This window comes from Natronomonas salsuginis (assembly GCF_005239135.1).
GTDB classification, from domain to species: domain Archaea; phylum Halobacteriota; class Halobacteria; order Halobacteriales; family Haloarculaceae; genus Natronomonas; species Natronomonas salsuginis.
Window position 1 is genome coordinate 822,096 of sequence record NZ_QKNX01000001.1, and the last position, 24,486, is coordinate 846,581.

Sequence of the window (24,486 nt, forward strand, 5' to 3'; positions counted from 1 at the left end):
TTTTTATCCTCAGTCGCATCAGACGGTGTATGCGAAACGTCAAGATCGTCTCCACGCTCGGACCCGCCTCCGACGATCGAGCCACGATCCGTCGCCTCGCAGACGCGGGGATGTCCGTCGCCCGGCTGAACGCGAGCCACGGCACCCCGGCCGGTCGCAGAGCGCTCGTCGCGGACGTGCGTTCGGTGGACGAGGGGACCGACACGCCGCTCGCGGTCATGCTCGACCTGCGTGGCCCAGAGGTCAGGACGGCCGAGACGGACGCCCCGACCGAGTTCGCGTCCGGAACCGCCGTCGAGTTCGTCGAGGGAACGACGGTCTCCCCGGAGCGAATCGGTCTCAGCCACTCGATCGCCGCCGTCGAACCGGGGGACACGGTGCTCTTGGACGACGGTCGGATCGAGACGACCGTCGAGCGCGTCGACGGCGAGACAGTCCTCGCGCGCGTCGATTCGAGCGGCGAGCTTGGTTCGCGGTCGGGTGTGACGACGCGAGGCGTCGACCTCGACCTCGAACTCATCGGCCCCGAAGACGAGGCGAGCCTCCGACTCGCCGCCGAGGAGGGCGTCGATCTCGTCGCAGCGTCGTTCGTCCGCGACGGCGACGACGTCTACGAGATCGCGGACGCACTGGAGCAATTCGGCGCGCCGGACACGCCGGTGATCGCGAAGATCGAGCGCGCGGCGGCGATCGACAACATCGACGGGATCGTCGACGCGGCGAACGGTGTCATGGTCGCCCGTGGCGACCTCGGCGTCGAGTGTCCGCTGGAGGACGTGCCGATCATCCAGAAGCGAATCATCCGGCGGTGCGTGGACGCCGGGATACCGGTCATCACGGCGACCGAGATGCTCGAGTCGATGATCAGGTCGCGGCGGCCGACGCGAGCTGAGGCCTCGGACGTAGCCAACGCAGTCTTCGACGGAACCGACGCCGTGATGCTCTCCGGCGAGACCGCTGTCGGGGAACACCCCGTCGAGGCGGTCGAGACGATGGCGGCGATCGCCGAGCGGATCGAGGAGAGCGGCGAGTACGCTGACACGCGTGACAGCCGAGTCCCGGCGGCCGATCGGGGCGTCAGAACCGACGCCGTCGCTCGCTCCGCGCGCTACCTCGCGAGCGACGTGGGCGCGAGCGCGATCGTCGCCGTTTCCGAATCGGGGTACACCGCCCGCAAGGCCGCGAAGTTCCGGCCGTCGGTGCCGATCGTCGCTGCGACGCCCAACGACGACGTGCGGCGACAGCTCGCCGTCTCGTGGGGGATCGACGCGCGCTATGCGGCGTACGCGGCCGACGCGGACGAGATCATCGAGACGGCGGTCGAAAGCGCGGTCGACGCCGGCGTCGCGGCGAGCGGCGACACGATCGTCGTTCTCGCCGGAATGATGAGCGAGTTCCCGGAGGCGGACGTGGCGAACACGCTGAAGGTACACGTCGTCGCCGAGACGATCGCGACGGGCCGGGCGGTCGTCGCCGGACAGGTGGCGGCCCCAATCGTCAGGAGCGAACGGGGCGAGTTGAGCGAGATCTCCGGAGGGTCGATCCTCGTCCTCCCTGCCGACTTCGAGGGGGAGTTCGACGGCGACGTGTCGAAGATCGCGGGCATCGTCGCAGCCGACTCCGGATTGACCGGCTATCCGGCGATCGTCGCCCGCGAGCTGGGCGTCCCGATGGTCTCAGGCGTCACCGTACCGGCGACGACCGAGGACGGGGCGGTCGTCACCGTCGACGGCGAACGGGGCGTGGTATACGAGGGCGACGTGACCGGACGCGCACGCCGAACGGAGTGACGCGCGTCACAGAACCCGCTGGAGGGCGGCGACGACCGCATCGACATCCTCGATTTCGGTGCGATCGCATCGGTACGCCGGTCGCCAGCGACGTTCGAGTCGGAGTTCGTCGTCTGTGAGCCGGTAGCCGACGATTCGATCCCACGGGAGGAACCGTCGGCCGATCGGCGGAACGATCTCGAGGCCGAACGCGTGGGCGCGGAAGGTGTCGTCTCGGACGATCGCCCCGACGGTCGCAGCGCTCGTGCCCACGAGGAGGTTGCCGCCCGCGCCGACGATCGGATGGTCGAAGAACGACCCCACGATCGCGAGTGTGACCCCGAGCGCGAACCCGAGACCGCCGACCACGGAGTGGCGGCGACGCGCCCGCGGTGCGGTCTTGGCTCGCCAGGCCGCCAGCGGTTCCCGGTCGTCGCAGATCGCCGCGACGTATCGGCTCCGAGCCATCATCGCGAGCAGCAGCCCGGTGAAAAACGATCCCGTGCCGCCGAAGAGCGCGCCCCCGACGCCCGAGGACGGGGTGTGGAAAACGGGTGCTCCGACGACGAGCGCGGCGAAACAGCCGACGGGAACGGCCGCGAAACCATACCGGGCCGCGGTCGAGCCGAGGCGTTCGGGGACACCTCGCCAGCGGCCGATGGCGTACCACCCGAGGACGGCGACGACCGAGAAGACCGCAAGCGTGAGCGGATAGAGCCGGTCCATACCGGCGATTCCGGTCGTCGACGCGACGGACGGCGTGAATCCGACGGCGATGACGCTGAGGTGAACCCCGAACGCGGACCGAAAGTCGGCGTCCGGGCGAGCCACGATGGACGGGGACGGCGGTCCTGATTCGGACGTCGGGCGATCGAGCGCGCGCTCCGGGCGGGAGGACATATGGATACGCCTCGGGCCGGTCGGAACATGGGTGTTGTGGCGGTGGAGGGATCGCCACCGCACGAGACAGCGCTCGATGACCGGCATCGGGGGCTTTAACGCGCTTGCGCTCGTACCGCGGCACATGCAACTGCGCGAGGCGCTCGACGATCTCCCGGAGACGGTGTTCGCCGATCTGTTGGAGGACGACGACGCCTACCTCCTCATCGTCGACCTGCCGGGGGCGACCGCCGAAACGGTCGATATCACGGTCGACGGTGGGCGGCTGACGATCGAGGCCCGACGCGAAAAGGCCGTTCCGAAGGGATTCCGGTACGTTTCCGAGGAGCGTGACCTCTTTCTCGACGCCGAACTGCCGCTCCCGAGCGACGCGACGGGGGCCGACGCCGAGGGACGGATCGAGCGCGGGGTACTGACGCTCACCCTTCCGAAATCGTCCGCCGACGGCGGGATGAAGATCCCCATCTCGTGACGGGAGCGATCGGTCACCGATGACACGTCCGTACGAGGGTCGTAGCTGATGTTTCGAGCCTACCGACGGTTCGTCGTCGTCGCCTACCAGTTCCTGCCGCTGCTGCTCGCCTACGCCCGGGATCGAAAACGATTCGTGTTTTTCGGCGGGCGTCGACAGGTCTCCTCCGAGGTCAGACGGGCGCGTGCGCGGTCGCTGCTGAGTTCGCTGTTGACGCTGGGACCCACGTTCATCAAACTCGGCCAACTGCTCTCGACGCGACCCGACGTGTTGCCCTCAGAGTACATCGACGAGTTCGAACGCCTCCAAGACGACGTCCCGCCGGCACGGTGGGACGCGGCGAAGGCCGTCGTCGAGGCCGATCTCGGGCCGGTCGACGAGGTGTTCGAGACGTTCGACGACGAGGCGATAAGCGGCGCGAGCCTCGGGCAGGTCTACGTCGCCAGCGTCGACGGCGAAAAGGTGGCGGTGAAGGTCAGACGGCCGGGGGTCGAACCGCTCGTCGAAGCCGACCTGCGAGTCGTTCGGTGGTCGCTGCCGATCCTCATGCGATTCGTCGGGCAGGCGCGCTCGTTCTCGTTGGAGACGATCGCCGACGAATTCGAGCGGACGATCCGCGAGGAGATGGATTACCGGCGGGAGCGGGAGATGCTGGTCGAGATCCGTGAGAACTTCGCCGACAACGAGCGGATTCGTGTCCCGGCGGCCATCCCGGAGCTCTCCAGCCAGCGAGTACTGACGATGGAGTACGTCGAGGGCACGAAGATCTCCGACGTCGAGGACCTCGACGGGCTGGGGATCGACCGGACGGAACTCGCCGAGACGCTACAGCGGTCGTACCTACAGATGATCGTCCAAGACGGCGTCTTTCACGCCGACCCGCATCCGGGGAATCTCGCGGTCAGAGACGATGGCACGATCGTCTTCTACGACTTCGGCATGTCGGGTCGCGTCGATCCGTTCATCCAGGAGAAGATCATCGAGTTCTACATGGCCATCGCGGCGCAGGACACCGATGCGATCCTCGATGCGCTCATCGAGATGGGCACACTCAGCCCGGAAGCCGATCGTGACGTGATGGCGAACATCATGGAGCTGGCCATCGCTGATGCCCGCGGCGAGGACATCGAGCAGTATCGCGTCCAACAGATCATCGAGCAGGTCGAGGATACGATCTACGATTTCCCGCTCCGGTTGCCGCCCAACCTCGCGTTGGTCCTGCGCGTCGCAACGGTCGTCGAGGGAGTCTGCGTCACGCTCGATTCGAACTTCGATTTCATCTCCGTGGCGACCGGCTATCTCCGCGAGGAGGGGCTAATTGAGCAGAGCGCCCGCGATTTCGTCGCCGACCGGGCCGACGAGGTCCGACAGTTCGGCGAGTCGCTCGTCCGCGTCCCGCCGAAACTCGAATCGACGCTCGACGACCTCGACCGCGGCAACGTCACGCTCAAAGTGGAGTTCGAACCCGACGAGCGGACGTTCGACGTGTTGGCCAAGCGCCTCGTTCTCGCGGCGCTGTTGACGGCGGCACTCATTTCGGCGTCAGTGCTGTACGCCTTCGCGACGACGACGACCGCCGCCGTCGCGCTCGCGCTCGCGACGCTGTTCGGGGTGTCGCTTTGGCGGTCGTTCCGACGGCGTCGGCAGGGGATCGACGCCCAGCCGCAGTTCACGAGACAGCGGCTTCGAGAGCGCGAAAAGTGACCGGTTCGATCGCCCGCGCAGCGATCAGTTAACTTTCAGCTCTGTTCCCTGCTCTTGGGCGCTGATGAGAACGTCCTCCAGCGATTTGTCGACGGGTTCGTTGAATAGGAGCACGTCGATGGGGAGCGTCGGCGCGCCGTCGACGAGGTCCTCCATGATGACCAGCCGTTCGCGGGCGCGGGACATCCCAACGTAGAACACCCGGCGCTCGTTGTCGGTCATCGTCGGCACCGGATCGGAGCGCTTCGTGAACGGCTCCGCACCCGGAACGGCCTCGGGGTCCTCGACGGAGGCCGCCATCTGCTCGACCACCTTCTCCGTGAGATCCGTCGCGATGAAGACGTGATCGGCTTCCCGGCCCTTCGCGGAGTGGATCGTCCCGACGCGGACGCGGTTCGGATCCATCCCGCGGTACTTGCCGCCGAAGTAGGCATCGACGGAGCGCTCCTGGAAGTTCGAGACGCGAGTGAGCATGTCGGCGGCCGACCGCGGTCCCGGCGCGAACGGGGCGTGCTCGTCGAGGAAGCCGGGGGCGACTTCGAGATCCGTGAGGTCCTCGACGCTCTCGCGGTCCTGCAGCGCGTCGAGGGCGTCGAAATAGTCGTCACGCTCGCCCGTCCCGAACGCGCTGTCGGCGAGCATTTCGCCGAGTCGCCGGGCCTGAAGGCCGTGGATCGGCTCGCTCTCGTCCAGCGACTCGATCGCGGTGACGTAATCTCGCAGTCGGTCGGTCCACATCCGCTGATCCGTCAGGGAGGTGAAGGGGATCCCCTCGCCGATGAACTCGTCCATGAACTGGAACATCTGATAGCGGGCGCGGAACAGACACATGATGCTCCCGTCCTCGTCCTCTTCGAGCGTCATCCGGACGTTACGCACGAGGTCGCGCATCGACGGCGACCGAACCGCGTCGACAGAGCCGCCCTCCTTGCGCGGCTTGAGATCCTTGTCCTGCCGCTTCTCGATGTGGCTGATCTGGGTGTTGACGACGTTCAGGATGCGGGATGGGAGTCGGTAGCTGTTCGGGAGGATAACGTCGTTGTCGACCTCCTCGTCCAACAGGAGGTTCGGGTCGGCCCCTTGCCACGCGTAGACGACCTGATCGTCGTCGCCCGCGATGAGCACGGACGCCATGTGCGGTTTCCACTCCTGATAGACGCCGTACTGCAGCGTCGTGATGTCCTGAAACTCGTCGATGACGAGGTGATCGACGCTCGGCAACAGCGAGCGTTGCTGGACGCGTTCGAGCATGTCGGCGAAACCGACGACCCCTTCCTCGCCCTTGTAGGTGCGCCAGCCGCGGATCGCCTCGGGGATATCGATCCGGTCGTCGTCGCTCGGCCACGTGGGCGTGTACTTGTTGCCGGTCTGGGCGCGCTCGTCGATCTCCGGCGGCAGTCGGATCTCCTCCTCGTTCCACTTGAACGGCACGTCGTACCAGTCGGCGACGTCCCGCTCGGTCCGTTGGAGCCACTGGGAGGTCGCGATGATCTTGTTCCCAAGCGTCGTCGATCGGGCCGAGCGACGGTGGGCGGCCTTGTTCTCGTCCTCGAACTCGATGCCGTACTGTTCGCAGAACTCCGCTTTGTGTTTCTCGCCCACGACGTCGCCTCGCGAGAGGTTCAACAGTTCGTAGGCTTTCGCGTGCATCGTACAAACGTTGCCGCGAAGTGACTTCGGCGACCGACCGAGCCGTTCGCCGAGGCGGTCGCGGACCTCGGCGGCCGCGGCGCGGGTGTACGAGACGATGAGGATATCGTTCATCTCGACCCCGTCGTCCAACATGCCGTCGACGCGGTCGAGCAACGCCGTCGTCTTCCCGCTCCCCGGACCCCCAAAGAGTCGTGTTACGTGCGTGGGCGTAGCCATTGTTCGCGTAATGCCGCCCGCAACTATAAATAGCCGGTTTGCATTCGAGGTGATCAGTTCGGGTGCCAGCCGCAGACCGAACACGTCACCGCGTCGAGTCCGTGAAGGCCGCCACAGTCCGGACACCGTTTTTTGTTATAATCGCGCTCCCACGACGGCGTCTCGGTCTCGTGGCCCCGTTCGTCCAGGAACTCGTCGAAAATGTCGTTCGCGGTCGCCATACGAATATCACTTCGAGGACATCGGTACTAAGCTTTGTGGTATATTGTGTCACGGTGGGCTGTGTCGTGGCACTCAGTAGTTGAGACAGGTCGTTTTAATCCATGTGCCACTAGCAGGAGTCTGCTACATCTCCTGTTTGGAGATCCTCTACAAGTATTACGTCCTGTCATAATACGAATTATCTGTATACGAAACAATCGAATAAAACCATGTTACGGCGAAAATTAGCCAGATCGCCCGACGTCATAGCTACACTGTTCACTCGCGGCAATGTGTGTGAACACCATTTGGTGTCACAGTGACACTAACGGTGTCGACTGCAAAGGTAATTTCAAAGTCGTCGTCTAGCGAATTAACAACTCGTTCCAATGCTTCCGGATCAACATACTGGTGCAACGGGGTACTGTCCAAGTCCACATCCTGTTCATCGAGTGCTTCGCAGAGTTCTATCACCGTTTTTTCATCCGAGGGGGGAGGTGTGCTGCGGTCATACTCTTGGCTATCCCCATTGTTTCCTCCAACTCGTTCATAGCTAGCAGACCCGGCACCGCTGACGCCGGTAATTTCGAAGCGAACACCACCCGCTTCACTCTCGGTAACCTGGATGTTCCACCCGTGCGCACCGACGATCTGGTCGACGATGCTCAAGCCGAACCCGGTTCCTGCGTTCGCCGTCGAATACCCGGCATCGAAGATCTGACTTCGATCCTCCTCGGGGATTCCAGGCCCATCATCCGCTACATAGAACCCGCCGTCCAGTTCGCCGACCGTCACCGTGACATCCGGGCCGCCGTGTTCGACCGCGTTTCGCATCAGGTTCTCGAACACCTGTTTCAGCCGACTCGCATCCCCTTGGATTGAAGTTCCACTATCGATCTCGACCACGAGAGAGGCGCTCGTTGTTTCGACAGTGGCCCAACAGTTCTCGACCAGTGCCGCAAGTTCGATGGACTCGAAATCAGTGATCGTTTCTCCCTGGCGAGCCAGCGTCAGTAGATCGTCGATTAGCGCCCCCATTCGATCGAGGGCCCCCTCGACGTGCGATAGCTCCGTGCTCTCACACTCGTCTTTGGCAAGCTGAAGCCGTCCGTCGGCCACATTGAGTGGATTGCGAAGGTCGTGGGAGACGACGCTTGCGAACTCGTCGAGACGATCGTTCTGGCGTCGTAGCTCCTGGATGTGTTCTTTCCGGTCGGTGATGTCTCGCTGCGTCCCCAGATACCGGATGAGGTTGCCATCGGCGTCGTACACCGGCGCGACGCTTAGTTCGTTCCAGAACAGCGTCCCGTCCTTCCGGTAGTTGCGGAGTTCGACGGTGATCGGTTTTTCGCTGTCGATCGCCTCTCGCAACCGATCTACAGTTTCGGGATCGGTATCGTCGCCCTGTAGAAACCGACAGTTCCGGCCGAGCGCTTCCGCTTCTGTGTAGCCCGTGAGGTCTTCGAACGCCTCGTTGACGTACACCATCGGGCTGTCCTCTTTGTGCGGATCAGTCAGGATGAGTGGCGAATGAGCGTTGTCGATCGCTGTCTGGAGAGTCTCTAGTTCGCGCTTGGTGGCTCGTTGCTCGGTAATGTCGCTGTTGACGGCGACGAAGTGGGTAATCGCTCCGGACTCGTCGGTCACCGGGGCGATCGTTTGGTCAATGGTGTAGTGTTCGCCATCTTTTCGTTGATTGATCACCTCGCCGCGCCAGACGTGGCCAGTGGCAATAGTCTCCCACAGATCTTCGTAGAACGCCTGATCGTGTTCACCTGACTGAAGAATTTGCGGGTTCTCCCCGATCGCTTCCTCGGCTGAGTACCCTGTCTTTTCTTCGAAGGCCGGATTGACCCATTCGATGATGCCGTCGAGATCGGTGAAATACATGACATGTCCGGAGGATTCGACGGCACGCTGGAACTTTCGGAGTTGCTGTTCGCGTTCTTTGCGCCCGGTAATCTCTGTGATGAAGCCGACGACTCGGGTGACTTCGCCGTCGTCAGTATGGATCGGCTTTCCTTGGACGTATACCCAGCGTTGGTAGTCCTCGCTTTCATTGACTCGATGTTCAATTTCAACGGTCTGCCCGTCTCGAAGCCGTTCGACGGCCTGTGCCACGCGCTGTCGTTCTTCGGGGTGAGTTGCCTCGAGAAAACACAATGGATCGTCGCGGAGTCGGTCTATGGGGATACCGTAGAGTTCCTCGAAAGCGGAGTTGATGAATATCACGTCGTCCATATCCGCGGTGAAGATCCAGAGTATGTTCGTGGTCTCCTCAGCGAGTTCTATGAGCCAGCGTTCGATTCTGCTGGCGCGTTGCTCCGACCGGCGCTGAGCAACGGCGTTGTCGATCCGGTTAGCCAGAAGTTCGTACTGTTCTGTGCCCGTCCCTTTTTGTAAGTAGTCGGTCACTCCCTTCGAGATGGCCCTGCTTGCGACTTTTTCAGATCCTTTGCCAGTGTACAATATAAACGGGACATCAGGATGCGTCTCGCGTACCTGTTCGAGAAACTCGATACCGTTGAGACCGGGCATATCGTAGTCGGAGACGATGCAATCGATCTCGGTCGTTTCGAGATAGTCGAGCGCTTCTTCGGCATCGAGTTTTTTGTGGATCGACAACAGATCGTGATTCTTTTCGAGAAACGTGGCAGACAAATCTAAGATGCTCTCGTCGTCATCCACGTGGAGAACGTCGATTTGGTCAGCTTCGTCAGCTACCCCTATGCACAAGGTAGATCTAGCATCCTCTCGTTGTACTTGCTGGTAGTTTTTTGTATCAAATTGGATTGTACTTGAGTCAGTCATTCTTGCGTATTATTTGCTGATGTGTTGTCGCACTGCTTTGTCGTTCATCCTGCGGAGTGGATATTCGCCGCTTATCGCCTCTTATTGGTCGTCAGTCTGTGCCGGTGGTCGATTTTCGCCGCCGTCCGTCGCACTGACCGGCTGCGTCGCACTCGATGCGTCGGTTGGTACTGAATCGACTGTTGCCGTAGTATCGAGTTCGAATGCTGCGACCTGCTCGCGGAGCGTCTCCGCCGCCGTCGAGAGCTGTTCTGCAGTCGAGGCATCCGAGAGGTTCGACAGGTGTTCGGCCGTTTGTGCGACCTCCGACAGCGACGAGGTTTGCTCTTCAGTGGCCGCCGAAACCGTGCTCGCTTCGGTCGCGGCCTGATCGCTCACGCTCGCTACCTCTTCAACCGTCGAAACGACCTCCTCGGTCGAGGCGGCCTGATCGTCGGTCGCGTTGCTGATCTCCTGAACCCCCGATTCGGCCTCGTCGACCGCCTGTGCGATCTCGTCGAACATCTCGATCGCGTCCTCGATCGTCTCTGAGCCCCGATCAACGCGTTCGGTCATCGTCTCCATCCCTTCGACCGTCTCGGCCGTCGTCGACTGGATGTCGTCGATCTGGGATTCGATCTCGCCCGTGGCCTCCCCGACCTCCTCGGCGAGTCCTTTGATCTCCTCGGCGACGACGGCGAACCCTTCGCCAGCTTCGCCGGCGCGGGCTGCCTCGATCGAGGCGTTCAGCGCGAGCAGGTTCGTTTGCTCGGCAATACTGGTGATGAGATCGACAATCTCGTTTATTTCGGTGATTTTGTCGTCCAACGTTTTGACCTGTGTGGCCGCTTTCTCCGCTTGCGATTCAATAGCGGTAATCTCCTCGGTCGCTTCCGAGGCCTCCTTTTGGCCCTCCCGACTCCGCTCGACAGCGTTCCGTGTGGTCATCCCCACCTCCTCGGCCGAGGAGGCGATCTCCTCGACGGCCGCAGACAGGTCGTTCATCTCGTTGGCCACGCGCTGGAGGTCGTCACTTTGCTCGTCGGCACCGGCGCTGATCTCCTCGACAGATCTTGCGACGTCCTCGCTTGCCTGTTGGAGTTCTTCGACGGATGTCGCGACTTCGGCGCTCGCGTCGTCGAGTTCGGTCGCGGTCGTTGCCGTCTCGTCGCTGGCTTCAGCGACCTCCTCGGTGATCCGCTGGACGGTCACGAGGCTCTCGTTGAGCTGGCCGATTCCAGCGTCGAGCGAGACCAGTATCTGACCATAGTTGCCGGGCTTGTCGGTGTCGATATCCTGATCCAGCTGGCCGTTTTGGAGGCTCTCGCTGGCCGTCCGTATCTCCTCGAACCCGTCGGCTGCGTTGTCCGTTATCGTGATCTCGAACCGAGAATTGTGTCGTTCCAGAAACGTCTTTACGAGGTCCGTAACGTCCGGCTCGCCGTCGAGATGAAGTATTCTAATCCGTGCTTGCTCCATCCGCTTACCCCATTTTATATGTGTCATTAGTGCCGTAGGTCCCGGAATACAAACCGACAAACGAGCCAGTAGCGACGGGAGGTGAGCGGACATGGTAGGGTGAGTTCTTTTCACTCCGTTGAGTGGCCGCCATCAGCTTGAGCTGGTGGCCTGGATAATGACCCCGTTGGCGGCTGTTGTGTGTTCGTAGACCTAGCCCGGCTCCTCACAGTGTTATTTGCGTTGTGATCAGCTGTTGTGGTGAATACGGCGACCTGTTCCGAGAGTTCAGTCGCCATATCGGCCAGTTTCCCGACATCAGCCGTAGTCTCATCTAAAGAGTCTACCTGCCCAGCAGTTTTCTCGGCAACATCAGTCGACTCACGAGCGGTTGACTGACTCGTTTTCGAAACGTCATCAACCATCGATGCGATCTCCTCTGCAGACGCGGCTTGGTCGTCAGTCGCGTTACTGATCTCGGTGATCCCACTTTCCGCTTCTTCGATTGCCGCGGCGATATCGTCGAACATACTGATCGTGCCGTCGATCGTCTCTGCGCCCGTCTGGACACGACCACTCATATCCTCAATGCTCGCAACCGTCTCATTCGTCACCGCTTGCGCGGTTTCGATGCGTTGCTCAATCTCATCGGTCGCATCAGCGGCTTCTTCAGCCAATCCTTTGACTTCGTTCGCGACGATCGCAAACCCGTCGCCGTTAGTGTCGGCTCTGGCGGCCTCGATCGAGGCGTTCAACGCGAGAATGTTGGTTTGCTCGGTTATGTCACTGATCATGTCAGCTATCTCACCAATTTGGTCCATCTGTTCGTTCAGTGCCGTGATCTCCTCTGCAACATCGTTTGTCTGGGATTTGATGGCCGCAATCTCTGCTGTAGCATCACTAGCGTGTTCACGCCCTGTGTCTCCGAGGTCAACGGCGGTACTGGCCGTTGCTGCAACTTCTTCCGACGACGAGGCGATCTCTTCAACCGTAGCCGACAAGTCACCGATCTCATCAGCAACAGTTTGCAGTTGCTCATCCTGTTCTTCAGCGCGCGTCGCAACATCCGATACGGACCGTTTAACATCAGTGCTTGTTTGTTTGATCTCCGTCGATCGATCGGCGACATCGGCGCTGGCGATTGAGACGGTATCGGCGAACGATTGGATATCGAGCACTGTCTGTTCGAAGTCGTCGATCATGTCGTTAAACGCCCGTGCAATGGATGCCATTGCGTCGTTGTCAACGGAGTCATCCAACCGTTGTGTAAGATCTCCATCAGCGCAGGCCACCATCGCAGACTGGAACTCGCTGGCAGTCGCCTCTAACTCGTTGTTTAATACAGTCATCTCCTCTTTTTGTCGGGCAACTTCCTGTTGTTTGTTCTCGGTGAGTTGTTTTGCCTCCTCGACTTCGTCGAGTTTCTCTTGAATTTTTTCGCGGGCCTGTTGACGCTGGATGGCCAGCGACTGCCAGAGGAACGTGATCGTAGTAGCGAGCATCAAGACACCGACCGCATGGATTCCCCCCCAGACGACGGGGTTGGCCATAGCTGCCTGGTGATTGTAGACGGTGAACCATTCGATGAGGCCAAACACGCTGTGTTGGATTGCGACGTAGCCGATTGTGATACCGAAGGGCACCCAGTCTTCATAGAGCGCAACCACTCCGACCCCGATGAAATACAAAAAGTGTGCTTCGATAAAGCCACCAGTAAAATATGCAAGAACGGAGCCGAGTGTCATAAACGCGAGCGCGGCAAGAGCGGATCGCGCTCGGCGCGGAAGCAATGGGACTGCAGCCGTAAGCAGTAACCCCAGAATAAGACCAGTTCCGGCAACCGAGTGTACAAGCGGGATTGCTGGAAGTTCAGCGCCAGTAACGGACTGGACGCCAGTTAGCCTGCTGACGGCGAACACAAACGGCACAAGTGCCGTGGTAAAAACCAGGATCCCTCGATGGCGTTTAGTGAACGATTCGTCAGGGATTTCGGTGCCGTTCGGTGTATTCTCGATGTACCGAGCGATCGCAGATAGTGTCTCTTTCGTAGACATCTACATACTACCGCTAACATGAATCTGATAAAGACATTGCCTCGATTATATCGTGTAATTAACTAAGGCGAAATCATACAAACATTAAAAACTATTCGGTACGTTATGTTTATATATAGGATTATCTGAGCGAGTATTGTACTTATAACGCAATTTAATTTATAAACATTGGTATGCTCCGCCGGTAAGAAGGGTGTTATTCCGAGCCGAGTTGTCTAGCTGTCTCTGCAATCTCGTGTATTTGCGCGGTTTGCTCTTCGTTCGCTGCGGCAATGGTCTCGACTTCTTCGGCTACCTCATCGAGATCGGCAACTAGCGCGTCGACCATGCTTGCAACTTCCTCTGTTGTCGCCGCCTGATGGTCCGTTGCGTCAGATACCTCCTGGATCCCTTGTGCAAATCGTAAACAGTTATTCCACGGGTCGACCGTACTACCCGAAACCAGGCCGTTCAAGCCCTACCGTCTTGTCAGGTTTAGAGACGCTTGTAGTACTTTGTTGCAACAAATCGGGAGCCACCTGCAGAGCGCTTCTTTTTATCATCTATATACATCAGCGTGACCTCCGCCTCTCGGTTCAGTTATCAACCGTAGCGTGTCCAGTTCGTCAGACCCTTACCGCTTCTCGACGAGATGGACCAACAGTATCCATATCAAAATTGACAAATGGTGCTTTATTGAAAATAGAAGACAGCAACGAGATTACTATTCCGTAACGGTTTGAGGAAATGAGGTCGAGAAGACAATTATGGGCGTCGCTTTACTCGACCTCGTTGAGACAGCACTACGTGTAGCCAAACAAGCGTTGGGGAAACGAGCGGGCAAGCCCGACTCGGGTGGGCTTGCCCACGAGGCTCACATCGTCGCACACTGTGTTCGCAAGGAAGGGGAACCTACGTCGAACTCGTTGATCGAATGAGTCTCATGCCAGCTGTGTGCGACCGCCTCGGCGTCCACCCGGACGCGCCGCCTGATCCAACCACGTTCCACCACCCCTTCGACCGTTACGCGATGTACATCTGGTGGGCGTCGCTGCGCGGAGATGCGCAGCAACACCCGCAGTCTGGTCCCGCCGCACTGGACAGCACGTTTTTCCAACGCAACCAAGCCTCGCGGTACTACCGCCAGCGGCGCGGACAGAACGTGAAAACGGTCAAACCAACAATACTGACTGATACAGAGTCGCTGGCGGTACTGGACGCGCATTGCTGTGTCGAGCGTGAACACGACACGAAGGCTGGCCCACGGGTCGTCCGCCGGAACGCGGACGACCTGCGGGCCGTGGCTGCCGACAATGGCTTCCAAAACTGACACACCGAGTACGAGATCGCTGCACTGGACATCAAGTACCTCGTTCACTACCGCGGTTCAACACCGAAAGCAACCGCGAATAACGCACTTATCCGGGCGAAAGGCTACACACAGCGGTGGATGTCCGAGACATCCTACTCGACGGTCAGGCGAACGCAGGACTCCACCCTGCGTTCGCGATTCTGGTACCGACAATTCCGTGAAATCGTCCTTGTGTTCACCCTCAACAATCTCAAGGAGCTCGCCAAAACGTTATCATCCCACTGCCGTACCGCATTTTCAATAGAGCAGGGAAATCAGTTCCTCAAAGCTTTATGCCGTTATGTTTCCCACCTTGTTCAGTTTCGACCAGTCCCGGACGACTTCACAGGGATCCAACTCAGGACACGCTGTCGGTATGCGAATCCCATCCATTCGGCAGTATCTCACGTGAAAATCAGGTCATAAATCCTATACTGCACGCTAGCATTGGCTGACGTATATATGACAGAAGCGTCTGGGATCTCAGTTCTTCACGTTGATGATGATCCCGCCTTCGCGGATCTGACGGTCGAGATGCTCTCAGAACACGAGGCTCAATTTACCGTCGAGACAGCGATAAACGCCAGTGAGGGACTGGATCGACTTGCCGCAAATAGCTTCGACTGTATCGTGAGCGACTACGAGATGCCCGGCCAGAACGGTATCGAGTTCCTCGAAACCGTACGCGAAAAGTACCTCAACCTGCCATTTATATTGTATACTGGCAAAGGGAGCGAAACGGTTGCGAGCGATGCGATCGCTGCCGGTGTGACGGACTACCTACAAAAAGAATCCGGGACGAGCCAGTATACCGTCCTCGCTAATAAAATTCGCAATGCTGTCGAGGGATACCGCCAACAGGAGCGTGCCAAAGCGACTCGCAATCGCTTGCGCCAGATCATCGATCTGCTTCCACAGTTCGTCTTCGTCAAAGACGAGGCCGGCGAGTTCTTGCTAGCAAACGAGGCTACTGCTGAGGCGTACGGGACAACCGTCGGCAATCTTGAGGGAGCCACAGATGCCGACTTCGCCGACTCCAAGGCCGAAATTGAACAGTTCCGTGCCGATGATCAGGCCGTCATCGAATCCGGCAAGCCCAAGTACATTCCCGAGGAGTCGCTGACGACCGCAGACGGTGAAACACGGCTCTTAGAAACGACGAAGATCCCCTACGACCCGGTTGAGACAGACGGTGACGCTGTGCTCGGTGTCTCGATGGATATTACCGAGCGTAAAAAGCGTGAGAATATGCTCCAGCAGTACCAGTATGCGTATGAATCAGCCCTCAGCGGGATTGCACAAGTAGATCTTGACGGCGAATTAACCGATGTGAACCCTGCATTTCTCGATATGTGGGGGTACGATGATGAAGACGATGTGATCGGACGTTCAGCCATAGATCTGTGGGAGAATCCTGAGCAGGCACGGTCTGTGCTGGAGACGGTCAAAGAACTGGGACGTTGGGAAGGTGAACTCGAAGCCGTCCGGGCAGATGGGTCAACGTTCTACGCCAGAGGAGTGAACAGCCACCTGACAAACAGCGACGGTACCCCGGTCGGAGTGGTGTCATCTTTTTTTGATATTACTGAGCGTAGAGAGCGGGAGCGCGAAATTCAGAAACTCACAGAGCGACTCGACCTTGCTGTCGGGGGTGCCAATCTGGGGATTTGGGACTGGGATATGACTACAGATGGGGTGGAGTTCAACGAGCAGTGGGCCGAACTGCTCGGTTACTCTCTCGACGAGATTGAGCCGCGTCTTGAGGCATGGGAAACACGCGTACATTCCGACGACCTCGACGGCGTTGAGGAGGCCCTTGAGAGACACATCGCAGGCGAGGCCGAGTACTACGACACGGAGCACCGGATGCAGACTGCCGACGGTGACTACAGGTGGATCCGAGACATCGGGCAGGTCGTCGAGCGAGGCGAAGACGGCGAGCCGGCTCGGGCCGTCGGCATCCACCTCGATATCGACGACCGCAAGACGTACGAACAACAACTGAAAGAAGAGCGGGATATGTTCACACAGGGTCCCGCAGTCGTCTTCAACTGGCGAGAAGCGGAGGGATGGCCTGTCGAGCACGTCTCGGAGAACGTCGAGGACGTACTCGGGTACACGGCCGAACAGTTCCAGTCGGGAGCCGTAGCTTACGCGGACGTCATCCACGATCAGGACCGCGAGCGGGTATTTGAGGAAGTCGCCGAACACAGCGACAGAGAGACCGACCAGTTCAACCACGAACCGTATCGCATTGTTGCCCCTGATGGAACCGTTCGGTGGGTACTCGATCACACGAAAAACGTCCGGAAGGACGGTGAGATTACCCATCGGTTAGGATACCTCGTTGACATCACCGAGCGCAAAGAACGGCAAAAGGAGCTTCGTCGGACAAACACCATCCTCCGAACGATAGTCGAAAACCTGCCGATGGGCGTGCTCGTCGAAGATGCTGAACGCGACATACTCATGGCAAATGACCTGTTGGGGGAGACGTTTGGCAGACCGATCGGCGGTGATGAACTCACTGGGCGTGACTGCGCCGCGACGGCTGAAGAACTCAAGGACCTGTTCGCCGATCCTGAGGGATTTATTGAAGGGGTTACCGGACGGATCGAACGGAGAGAGCCGGCTCAAAACGAGGAACTCCCCCTGGCAGACGGTCGTGTGCTCGAACGCGATTACGTGCCGTACACCCTGCCCGAGGGCGAGGCACACCTGTGGCTATATCGTGATGTAACAGAACGCAAGCAGCGAAAGCAGGAACTTGACCGGAGCCGCCAGTTCCTACAAGAGACACAAGAAGTCGCACAGATCGGTGGATGGGAATATAACGTGCAGTCTGAGTCGCTGCGGTGGTCAGACGAAGTGTATCGGATCCACGGACTGCCACCGGATGCCGATGTGAGAATTGAAGACGCCATCGAGTTCTATCATCCCGACGATAGAGACACGATTCGGGATGCTGTTGACCGTCTAACATCCGAGGGCGAACCGTATGACGTGGAATTGCGGATCGTCACAGTCGACGACGACGTGCGCTGGGTTCGCGCGCTCGGAGAACCGGTATATGAGGATGATGAACTCATCGCCGTTCAAGGGACGTTTCAGGACATCACCGAGCGCAAGGAGCGCGAGCAGGAGCTTCGAATGGTCCGCGAACGGTTCGAGCGGTTCGCGAGCAACGTTGAGGACGCGTTTTTCCTGTTGCCGACCGACTACTCCGAAACCGAGTACGTGAATCCGGCAGTGGAAACGATCTACGGGATCACCCCGGAAGAGGCATACGACGACTCAATGGCATGGCTCCGACACGTCCATCCCGACGACAAGGACGAGTTACTTGCGGAGATGGAAGCCCAGCAGGACGAAACGTCCGACTGGTCACGCGAACAGGAGTTTCGTATCGACCACCCCGACCGTGGTGTGCGGTGGGTGCAGGCACGCCTCGACGCGATTACTGGCGAGAACGGCGACTCGTCGCAGCTCACCGGTGTTTCAACCGACATTACCGAACAGATAAAACACGAACAGCAACTGGAACACAAAACTGAGGAACTGGAGCAACTGGCGACGAAATACGAAACCCAGTACCGAACACTGTTTGAGGAGGCCCCGGTGATGACGATTCTCACGCGATCCGAGGACGGCCGACCGATCATCGATGACTGTAACAGCCAGTTCGTCGAGACCCTTGGATACGATGCGGATACAATAATCGGCAGTGAACTCGCGGAGTTCTACACACCCGAATATGCTGAAAGACTGCAATCGGAGGGGTACAGCCAGGCACTTGACGGACAGTTTACCAGAGAGAGACGCGAGCTACTAACTATCGACGGTGAGGTCATCGAAGCGCTTCTGCGTGCGGTTCCGCGCCGGAGGACCGACGGCGAGATCATCGGAACGGTAGCGATGTATATCGACATCAGCGAACGTGAGTCGGTCAGGCGTGCGAACGAGCGGCTCGAAGAGTTCACGAGCGTTGTCTCACACGATCTCCGAAACCCGCTGAACGTTGCCACCGGGCGGCTCGAACTGGCAGCCGAGGAGTGCGACAGCGATCACCTCGGCGACCTCGAAGATGCGCTTGACCGGATGGAGGCGCTGATCGATGAGCTCCTAACGCTAGCCCGGGAAGGCAAAGAGGTGACCGACGCTCAGCCGGTCGACCTCGCTATGATAGCCGACGAGTGCTGGGAGAACGTCGAGACGAATCAGGCAAGAGTAATCACTACTATCGATCGAGGCGTTCGGGCAGACAGAAGTCGCCTCAAACAGGTGTTTGAGAACCTGTTTCGGAACGCAGTCGAACACGGCGGGACGGACGTGACTGTGACGGTTGGGGGACTAGACGACGGGTTCTACATCGAGGACGATGGTCCAGGGATTCCGTCCGACGAGCGCGATGCTGTCTTCGAGGCCGGCTACTCGAAGTCGACTGACGGAACCGGGTTCGGACTGCGTATCGTCGAACAGATCGTCACTGCCCACGATTGGCACATTCGTGTTACAGATGGGGCGGACGACGGAACACGGTTTGAGATTACGAATGTTGAGTTCGTCGATGCACAGGCCTCTGTACTAAGCAAGTACCAAGTAGAAGATAACTAAAATAAGATGGCACTGTCTAGTTAAGCCAGTTTGAGAAGTGAGCAGATCAATGGTTTAAGTGTTCATGCTCAACGAAGAACTGCTCAGAGAGACGTCAGAAACCACGAATCTTGAATGTTGGGAGCGAGAGCGGACGGCGACGTTCACAAGAGCGGAGCTCTTGTGCAGCCCATCAGAACGCAAAGCGTTCTGAGGACGCCCGTCAGGGCGTTCGCCGTCCGGCTCCACACGACTGGTTGTTCTCTCAGAGAGACATAAGAAATTCTTCGACTCTTCGGCGTGGAACGCTCTCATCAAGCGATCTGGCAATGGGTTCATCAGGTCGCTGATAGCGTTCCCGACCCGCCTGAGGCGAAGCCGACGCGGGTCGCCGTCGACGAAACCGCTGTCAACATTAACGGCGAGCTGTGTTGGGTGTATGCTGCAATAGACTTTGACTCAAAGCTTATTATTGATGCTGAATTGTTTGGACGCCATGGCACTGACCCGGCGGCTGCGTTTCTTCATCGCCTTGCCGAGAAACACGATCTCTCCGAGACCGTGTTTCTCGTCGACGGCTTCGGTTATGAGACTGCACTTGCCCGGTTAGGGCTGAGCGGTCGGCGGAATTATACCGACCGAAACCTCATCGAAACGTGGTTTCAAACTCTGAAACAACGTATCGACCGCTTCTATCACTCGTGGGTGGGCAGTCAGCGGAGCGTTCGAAAATGTATTGAACAGTTCGTACACTATTACAACCGCCAACGGCCGCATCAATCACTCGAAAATCGAACACCAGCTGAAAAAATCCTTAACTAGACAGTGCCCTCTCCAGCAAGTTGGTATATTTCGGACCAATCAGGACTTACCCGATAAACCCCTTCCATGGTGGCTTTGACCAAGGCTCCGAGCCGTTGCTCATTGCCCCGTTCCGCGTTGTGTTTTTCTACCGGGTGCCACCAGACACGACCGCGAGCTCCGACTTTCTTTGTCTCCAACACATCATCTTCGACGAGCGTCTCGAGTCTGTTGTAGATCGTTCGGTTAGTACAGTCGAATTTTGTGGCGACCTCAGGCGTCGTAAACGGTGTGCCAGGCGGCCCAAGCGCCTCGAACACGTCCCGAACCTGTGTGAGAGATGGAGCTGAGCTCATACGTTATGCTGTTCGTGAAGACACATAGTATTTCTCTTGATAGAAATGAAGTGGCTTGTCGCAGTCCCCGTACCGGCCAGGTGGATGGGCTCTTGACGATTGTGTTATGAGGGTCTCGTTGTGTCCTTGGCTCTCGACTCTGGTCAAAGAACTCCACGGATGGGCACACGAAACAGCACTAGTTGGCCACCTCAGGAACCGTCCTGAACTCTGTGGGCACCTGGAGTTCGAGACGATCCCGGACCAATCGACACTGTGGCGGAACTGGCACGAGCGGTTCACCGCCGATCTCAAGGAGACGGTCGAGACGGGGGCTCAAACGATTCTCACCAAAGCCCAGAATACGACCACGTGCGTCGGACAGCGATCACTCGTCTCTCAGTAGACGGTGAGCAACGGCAGTTGCTTGAGGTAACTATCTCTGAGTGGACGCGTGGGTGCCAAATCGCCACTGACATCGCGTGGGACAAATGCAACACGAAGAGCGACGTACAACCCCTCGCCTACGACGATGTGCGCGAACACACCGGCCTCGGGAGGCAGCACGCGATCCACGCCACTCATCGGGGTGAGCGAAGCAGGGTGAGGTAGTTGACCTGGGCGTAGCACTCTGGATACCGGCGGCTTTTATCAGAGGCGATCGTACAGGTGCCATGGACGCTTCGGAGGAGCTACCGCTCGTACACGTCAGCCGTTCGGGGACCGTCGAGTCGAACGCACCCGCTGTCGTGTTGGTCCACGGCCGCGGCACGAACGAACGGGATCTCCTGTCGATCGGAGCGCAACTCCCGGAGGAACTGCACGTGCTGAGCGTTCGAGCGCCCAATTCGATGGGCGGCCCGAACAGCTACACGTGGTACGACCTCGACCTCTCGGCGGGCGGGTTACATGCCAGCCAGCCCGATCCTAACGGCTTCCGCCGAAGCCTCGATCTCCTCCACGAGTTCGTCGAGGCGGCGACGGCGCGCTACGACCTCGATCCCGACCGGATCGGTCTGTTGGGCTTCAGTCAGGGCGCGATCACGAGCATGTCGGCGCTGCTCGAACGTCCCGAGGCGTATCGGTGGGTCGTCGCGCTCAACGGCTATCTCGCCGAATCACACGAGGGCGACGTTGAGAAGGCCGCCGGCAAACCAGTCTTCATCGGCTGCGGCTCGATGGATCAGGTCATCCCGCCGGTCCGCGCCGAGCGAGCCGCCGAACTGCTCGAATCCGGCGGTTCGGACGTCCGCTTCGAGACGTACAGCGTGGGGCACGGAACGATACCCGACGAGATCACCGACGTGGTGGCGTGGCTCGAGGGATGGATCTAAAGCGGCCGACGTACCGGGGGAGCGTTGGCTCCGATCGCAGCCGCGGTCGGTACCGGATGAACTTTATCGGCTTCGGTAGCAATCCGTCGCATGGAACCCGACCCGGATCCATCGCGTTTTCGCGATCTCATGCTCGACTCGGAGCCCGGCTTCGAGGAGGTGCTTCGGTGCGTCTTCGGCATACAGGACCACGAAGCGCGGCTGTATCTCGAACTCCTGAACGCCCCCGACAGCACCGTCGCGGAGCTCGCGGAGACCGTCGATCGCGATCGGAGCAACGTCAACCGTGGACTCACGACGCTCATGGAGAAACACCTCGTCGATCGCCGCCGTCGACTACTCGACAGCGGTGGACACGTCTATCAGTATCGAGCGACCGCGCCGGAGGAGGCCCGCGAACTGATGCACGAGACGCTGAACGAGTGGGCCGCCTACGTCCACGAGCGGATCGACGAGTTCCCGTGATCGACGGGATCGAGCGCGATCACGCGGACGAGGAGAGTTCGACAGCCGTGTCCGATTGGATCCACGCGCTTGGGTTGTCCGCTCGATAGATGACGATCTCGCCGGTTTCGAGCGTCAACTCGACGTACTCGCCACCCTGTTGGGGCGGGCTGTCACCGTCAGGATCGTTTTCGAGTGGTGCGGACATTGCGGATCACGGGCGAAGTCGCCATACACGGAACAGTTCGGCTGCTTGGTTGATAAACGTTATCATGACCCATTCGTGTTTAAACAGCGACGGAATCCCGGCCTTTAGGCCGGGCGGGAATCAAATAAAGTAGCAGCGGCTCCTTGCGTGAGGCATGAACGAATCGACCGTCATCGAGCCGGGCGAACGAACCGCCGAGGAACTACTCTCCGGACTGCAAGCCGGCAAGCGATTCATCGTCCAAACGGAGGTGTTGGGCTCGCTCGAAGAGCTAACGCTGCGATTCGACGGCGAGATCTACTACTGTGATTCACCGACGATTCTGCACAAACACACTGACGCCGAGGAGATGCGCGAGTGCATCGAGAATCTCGGCTTCGCGCGCGACGATCCGAACTGACGGTCGCCGACCGTTCGACGTGACGAGCCGAAAGCGGCCCCTTTTTGCGACTCGGCTACGGACGATACACAATGGCAGACCTCGCACTTCCCGACGCACCTGACGCGCCCGGCGTGGCAGACGACGGCGTGTGGCTCCACTGTATCGAGTGTGGGCGCGATCACGCGCCGTTCGACGACATCATCTACACCTGCCCGGACTGCGGTGGGCTCCTCGAGGCGCGATACGACCGATACCCGACGTTCGACGGGTTTGACGGACGCGGCGTCTGGCGGTACAACGTGGCGTTGCCGTTCGAGGCGGGTGTCACGCTTCCCGAAGGAGACACGCCGCTACACCGGGTCCCGCGCCTCCGCGAGTCGATCGGGGTTCGGAACCTCCGGATCAAACACGAGGGCATGAACCCGACTGGCTCGTTCAAGGACCGCGGGATGACGGTCGGCGTTCGCGTGGCCGAGGAACTCGGCGTCGATCGGCTGGCATGCGCGTCGACCGGGAACACCTCCGCCGCGCTCGCCGCCTACGGCGCGCGGGCGGGTCTGCAGACGCTCGTGTTGTTGCCCGCCGGGAAGGTCGCCGCGGGCAAGATCGCCCAAGCGAGCCTCCACGGGGCACGAATCCTCGAAGTCGACGGCAACTTCGACGCGTGTCTCGACATCGTCCAGGGCCTCGCCGATCGGGGCGAAGCGTATCTCCTCAACTCGCTAAACCCGTTCCGATTGGAGGGCCAAAAGACGATCGGGCTCGAGATACTCGAGGCGTTCCGCGACGACCACGGTCGGTTCCCCGACCGGATCGTCCTCCCGGTCGGTAACGCCGGCAACACCGCCGCACTGTACAAGTGCTTCCGCGAACTGGTCGCCGGGGGCGACCTCGCCGAAGAGGACGTGCCGAAGCTGACCGGCGTGCAGGCGGAGGGTGCCGCACCGATGGTTGAGGCCATCGAGGAGGGCCTCGAGGACACGCGCCGCTGGGAGCACGTCGAGACGATCGCGACCGCGATCCGGATCGGCAACCCGGTGAACGCGCCGAAGGCGCTGCCGGGCATCCGCGCGACCGGCGGCACGGCGGTCTCCGTTTCCGATTCGGGGATCACGGCCGCCCAGCGCGACCTCGCCGAGGAGGGCGTCGGCGTCGAGCCGGCCTCGGCGGCCTCGGTCGCCGGCCTCCGAAAGCTCCGCGAGGAGGGCGTCGTCGACGCCGACGAGGACGTCGTCTGTCTCACCACCGGCCACCTGCTGAAGGACCCCGACGCCGCCGCCGCGGCCGGCAGCGATCCCGAACCGGTGGCCAACAGCACCGAAGCGGTCCTCGAACATCTCGCCGAGTGAGGAACCTCCCGCGACCACAACGCACTTCGCGGTCGATCCCGCAGGGTCGGACGTGAGGCCAACCCGCCGAGACGTCTGTACGCTCGCCGCCGCCGCGGTCGCCGGATGCGTGTCCGATCCCGGCGCGAGCTGTCGCGGGGCGACCGTCCGGGTGTCGATGCGCCCGATATCGTCCGCCGAGTCGCCGCTGTTGCTCGATCCCGCGTCGCTGTCGGCGGAGGCCGTCGTCGTCGCCGAGACCGCGATTGAGGACGAACACGTCGAACGCTGCGTATCGTGGGAACCCGGTCGGAACGAAACCGGGCCGTCGACGGGGCTGGCAGAGTTGGGCGATCGAATTGAATCGCACGCAGGCGTCGACCTAACGACCGACGAGCACGTCGAACTCGACGTCCGGTTCCGGGGCGAGACGTACCTGCTCAGCCTCGACGTCGAATCCGGCGAGACGACGTAACCCTCGATAGATTCTTTCCCTCGGGGGTGGTACGGTGGC

18 protein-coding genes and 3 pseudogenes are annotated in these 24,486 nt (G+C 60.0%); 12 read left to right on the top strand and 9 right to left on the bottom strand.

What is annotated here, in order from left to right; all coding sequences use genetic code 11:
• The first annotated feature begins 29 nt into the window (after window positions 1–29).
• The gene (gene pyk, locus DM868_RS04425; protein WP_137275621.1) at window positions 30–1,790 is read left to right on the top strand and encodes a pyruvate kinase; all 1,761 of its coding nucleotides are present in this window, start codon (window positions 30–32) and stop codon (window positions 1,788–1,790) included.
• 6 nt (window positions 1,791–1,796) lie between these two features.
• Here pyk and DM868_RS04430 read toward each other — a convergent pair whose 3' ends face one another.
• Window positions 1,797–2,669, bottom strand: a complete 873-nt coding sequence (locus tag DM868_RS04430; protein WP_137275622.1) for a hypothetical protein — start codon at window positions 2,667–2,669, stop codon at window positions 1,797–1,799.
• A 124-nt stretch (window positions 2,670–2,793) separates the two neighbouring features.
• On the opposite strand from DM868_RS04430, the gene DM868_RS04435 reads away from it, so the two are divergent.
• Window positions 2,794–3,141, top strand: a complete 348-nt coding sequence (locus DM868_RS04435; protein WP_137275719.1) for an Hsp20/alpha crystallin family protein — start codon at window positions 2,794–2,796, stop codon at window positions 3,139–3,141.
• A 45-nt stretch (window positions 3,142–3,186) separates the two neighbouring features.
• Entirely contained in the window at window positions 3,187–4,845 is a 1,659-nt protein-coding gene (locus DM868_RS04440) for an ABC1 kinase family protein (protein ID WP_137275623.1), read from the top strand.
• Between the two features lie 24 nt (window positions 4,846–4,869).
• On the opposite strand, the gene DM868_RS04445 is transcribed toward DM868_RS04440, so the two are convergent.
• The 6 genes from DM868_RS04445 to DM868_RS15630 form a co-directional block, all read right to left on the bottom strand.
• Window positions 4,870–6,714, bottom strand: coding sequence for a UvrD-helicase domain-containing protein (locus DM868_RS04445; protein ID WP_137275624.1), 1,845 nt, complete (start codon window positions 6,712–6,714; stop codon window positions 4,870–4,872).
• Between the two features lie 53 nt (window positions 6,715–6,767).
• Window positions 6,768–6,935, bottom strand: coding sequence for an HVO_0416 family zinc finger protein (locus DM868_RS15035; protein ID WP_170964422.1), 168 nt, complete (start codon window positions 6,933–6,935; stop codon window positions 6,768–6,770).
• A gap of 259 nt (window positions 6,936–7,194) precedes the next feature.
• On the bottom strand, window positions 7,195–9,603 hold the full coding sequence (locus DM868_RS04450; RefSeq protein ID WP_246049008.1) for a PAS domain S-box protein: 2,409 nt from the start codon (window positions 9,601–9,603) through the stop codon (window positions 7,195–7,197).
• 204 nt (window positions 9,604–9,807) lie between these two features.
• Complete coding sequence (locus tag DM868_RS04455) at window positions 9,808–11,184, bottom strand: methyl-accepting chemotaxis protein (protein ID WP_246049009.1); 1,377 nt, start codon at window positions 11,182–11,184, stop codon at window positions 9,808–9,810.
• Window positions 11,185–11,294: 110 nt separating this feature from the next.
• The gene (locus tag DM868_RS04460) at window positions 11,295–13,217 is read right to left on the bottom strand and encodes a methyl-accepting chemotaxis protein (protein WP_137275627.1); all 1,923 of its coding nucleotides are present in this window, start codon (window positions 13,215–13,217) and stop codon (window positions 11,295–11,297) included.
• A 196-nt stretch (window positions 13,218–13,413) separates the two neighbouring features.
• Window positions 13,414–13,545: a hypothetical protein gene (locus tag DM868_RS15630; RefSeq protein WP_281280672.1), complete on the bottom strand. Its 132-nt coding sequence runs from the start codon at window positions 13,543–13,545 to the stop codon at window positions 13,414–13,416.
• Window positions 13,546–13,963: 418 nt separating this feature from the next.
• Here DM868_RS15630 and DM868_RS04465 point away from each other — a divergent pair.
• The 3 genes and pseudogenes from DM868_RS04465 to DM868_RS04475 all read left to right on the top strand — a co-directional run.
• Window positions 13,964–14,781, top strand: a pseudogene (locus DM868_RS04465) (transposase); the annotation flags it as partial.
• Between the two features lie 228 nt (window positions 14,782–15,009).
• Window positions 15,010–19,161 (top strand): PAS domain S-box protein, encoded by a 4,152-nt coding sequence (locus tag DM868_RS04470; protein ID WP_137275628.1) that lies wholly within the window; start codon window positions 15,010–15,012, stop codon window positions 19,159–19,161.
• 64 nt (window positions 19,162–19,225) lie between these two features.
• Window positions 19,226–19,962, top strand: a pseudogene (locus DM868_RS04475) (IS6 family transposase).
• Here DM868_RS04475 and DM868_RS15425 read toward each other — a convergent pair.
• Window positions 19,959–20,297 (bottom strand): helix-turn-helix domain-containing protein, encoded by a 339-nt coding sequence (locus tag DM868_RS15425; protein WP_137275629.1) that lies wholly within the window; start codon window positions 20,295–20,297, stop codon window positions 19,959–19,961. The pseudogene DM868_RS04475 and the gene DM868_RS15425 sit on opposite strands and share 4 nt — an antisense overlap.
• A 351-nt stretch (window positions 20,298–20,648) precedes the next feature.
• Between DM868_RS15425 and DM868_RS15705 the strand changes: the two are divergent.
• The 3 genes and pseudogenes from DM868_RS15705 to DM868_RS04500 form a co-directional block, all read left to right on the top strand.
• A pseudogene (locus tag DM868_RS15705) lies at window positions 20,649–20,876 on the top strand (RNA-guided endonuclease InsQ/TnpB family protein); the annotation flags it as partial.
• Between the two features lie 74 nt (window positions 20,877–20,950).
• On the top strand, window positions 20,951–21,610 hold the full coding sequence (locus DM868_RS04495) for an alpha/beta hydrolase (protein ID WP_137275630.1): 660 nt from the start codon (window positions 20,951–20,953) through the stop codon (window positions 21,608–21,610).
• A gap of 90 nt (window positions 21,611–21,700) precedes the next feature.
• Window positions 21,701–22,075, top strand: a complete 375-nt coding sequence (locus DM868_RS04500) for a helix-turn-helix domain-containing protein (protein ID WP_137275631.1) — start codon at window positions 21,701–21,703, stop codon at window positions 22,073–22,075.
• A gap of 19 nt (window positions 22,076–22,094) precedes the next feature.
• Here DM868_RS04500 and DM868_RS15040 read toward each other — a convergent pair whose 3' ends face one another.
• The gene (locus DM868_RS15040; RefSeq protein ID WP_170964423.1) at window positions 22,095–22,262 is read right to left on the bottom strand and encodes a DUF7331 family protein; all 168 of its coding nucleotides are present in this window, start codon (window positions 22,260–22,262) and stop codon (window positions 22,095–22,097) included.
• Window positions 22,263–22,416: 154 nt separating this feature from the next.
• On the opposite strand from DM868_RS15040, the gene DM868_RS04505 reads away from it, so the two are divergent.
• The 3 genes from DM868_RS04505 (at window position 22,417) to DM868_RS04515 (ending at window position 24,447) form a co-directional block, all read left to right on the top strand.
• Window positions 22,417–22,662: a hypothetical protein gene (locus DM868_RS04505; RefSeq protein WP_137275632.1), complete on the top strand. Its 246-nt coding sequence runs from the start codon at window positions 22,417–22,419 to the stop codon at window positions 22,660–22,662.
• Between the two features lie 71 nt (window positions 22,663–22,733).
• Window positions 22,734–23,993, top strand: a complete 1,260-nt coding sequence (thrC, locus tag DM868_RS04510) for a threonine synthase (RefSeq protein ID WP_137275633.1) — start codon at window positions 22,734–22,736, stop codon at window positions 23,991–23,993.
• Window positions 23,994–24,045: 52 nt separating this feature from the next.
• Window positions 24,046–24,447, top strand: coding sequence for a hypothetical protein (locus DM868_RS04515; RefSeq protein ID WP_137275634.1), 402 nt, complete (start codon window positions 24,046–24,048; stop codon window positions 24,445–24,447).
• The last annotated feature ends 39 nt before the right edge of the window (window positions 24,448–24,486 follow it).

What these genes read in the sequence shown, in the direction of transcription:
- DM868_RS15040 (WP_170964423.1), bottom strand. Translation starts at nt 22,262, where the DNA reads ATGTCCGCACCACTCGAAAACGATCCTGACGGTGACAGCCCGCCCCAA.
- DM868_RS04455 (WP_246049009.1), bottom strand. Translation starts at nt 11,184, where the DNA reads ATGGAGCAAGCACGGATTAGAATACTTCATCTCGACGGCGAGCCGGAC.
- DM868_RS04500 (WP_137275631.1), top strand. Translation starts at nt 21,701, where the DNA reads ATGGAACCCGACCCGGATCCATCGCGTTTTCGCGATCTCATGCTCGAC.
- thrC (WP_137275633.1), top strand. Translation starts at nt 22,734, where the DNA reads ATGGCAGACCTCGCACTTCCCGACGCACCTGACGCGCCCGGCGTGGCA.
- DM868_RS15425 (WP_137275629.1), bottom strand. Translation starts at nt 20,297, where the DNA reads ATGAGCTCAGCTCCATCTCTCACACAGGTTCGGGACGTGTTCGAGGCG.
- DM868_RS04445 (WP_137275624.1), bottom strand. Translation starts at nt 6,714, where the DNA reads ATGGCTACGCCCACGCACGTAACACGACTCTTTGGGGGTCCGGGGAGC.
- pyk (WP_137275621.1), top strand. Translation starts at nt 30, where the DNA reads ATGCGAAACGTCAAGATCGTCTCCACGCTCGGACCCGCCTCCGACGAT.
- DM868_RS15035 (WP_170964422.1), bottom strand. Translation starts at nt 6,935, where the DNA reads ATGGCGACCGCGAACGACATTTTCGACGAGTTCCTGGACGAACGGGGC.
- DM868_RS04430 (WP_137275622.1), bottom strand. Translation starts at nt 2,669, where the DNA reads ATGTCCTCCCGCCCGGAGCGCGCGCTCGATCGCCCGACGTCCGAATCA.
- DM868_RS04495 (WP_137275630.1), top strand. Translation starts at nt 20,951, where the DNA reads ATGGACGCTTCGGAGGAGCTACCGCTCGTACACGTCAGCCGTTCGGGG.
- DM868_RS04435 (WP_137275719.1), top strand. Translation starts at nt 2,794, where the DNA reads ATGCAACTGCGCGAGGCGCTCGACGATCTCCCGGAGACGGTGTTCGCC.
- DM868_RS04505 (WP_137275632.1), top strand. Translation starts at nt 22,417, where the DNA reads ATGAACGAATCGACCGTCATCGAGCCGGGCGAACGAACCGCCGAGGAA.
- DM868_RS04470 (WP_137275628.1), top strand. Translation starts at nt 15,010, where the DNA reads ATGACAGAAGCGTCTGGGATCTCAGTTCTTCACGTTGATGATGATCCC.
- DM868_RS04460 (WP_137275627.1), bottom strand. Translation starts at nt 13,217, where the DNA reads ATGTCTACGAAAGAGACACTATCTGCGATCGCTCGGTACATCGAGAAT.
- DM868_RS15630 (WP_281280672.1), bottom strand. Translation starts at nt 13,545, where the DNA reads ATGGTCGACGCGCTAGTTGCCGATCTCGATGAGGTAGCCGAAGAAGTC.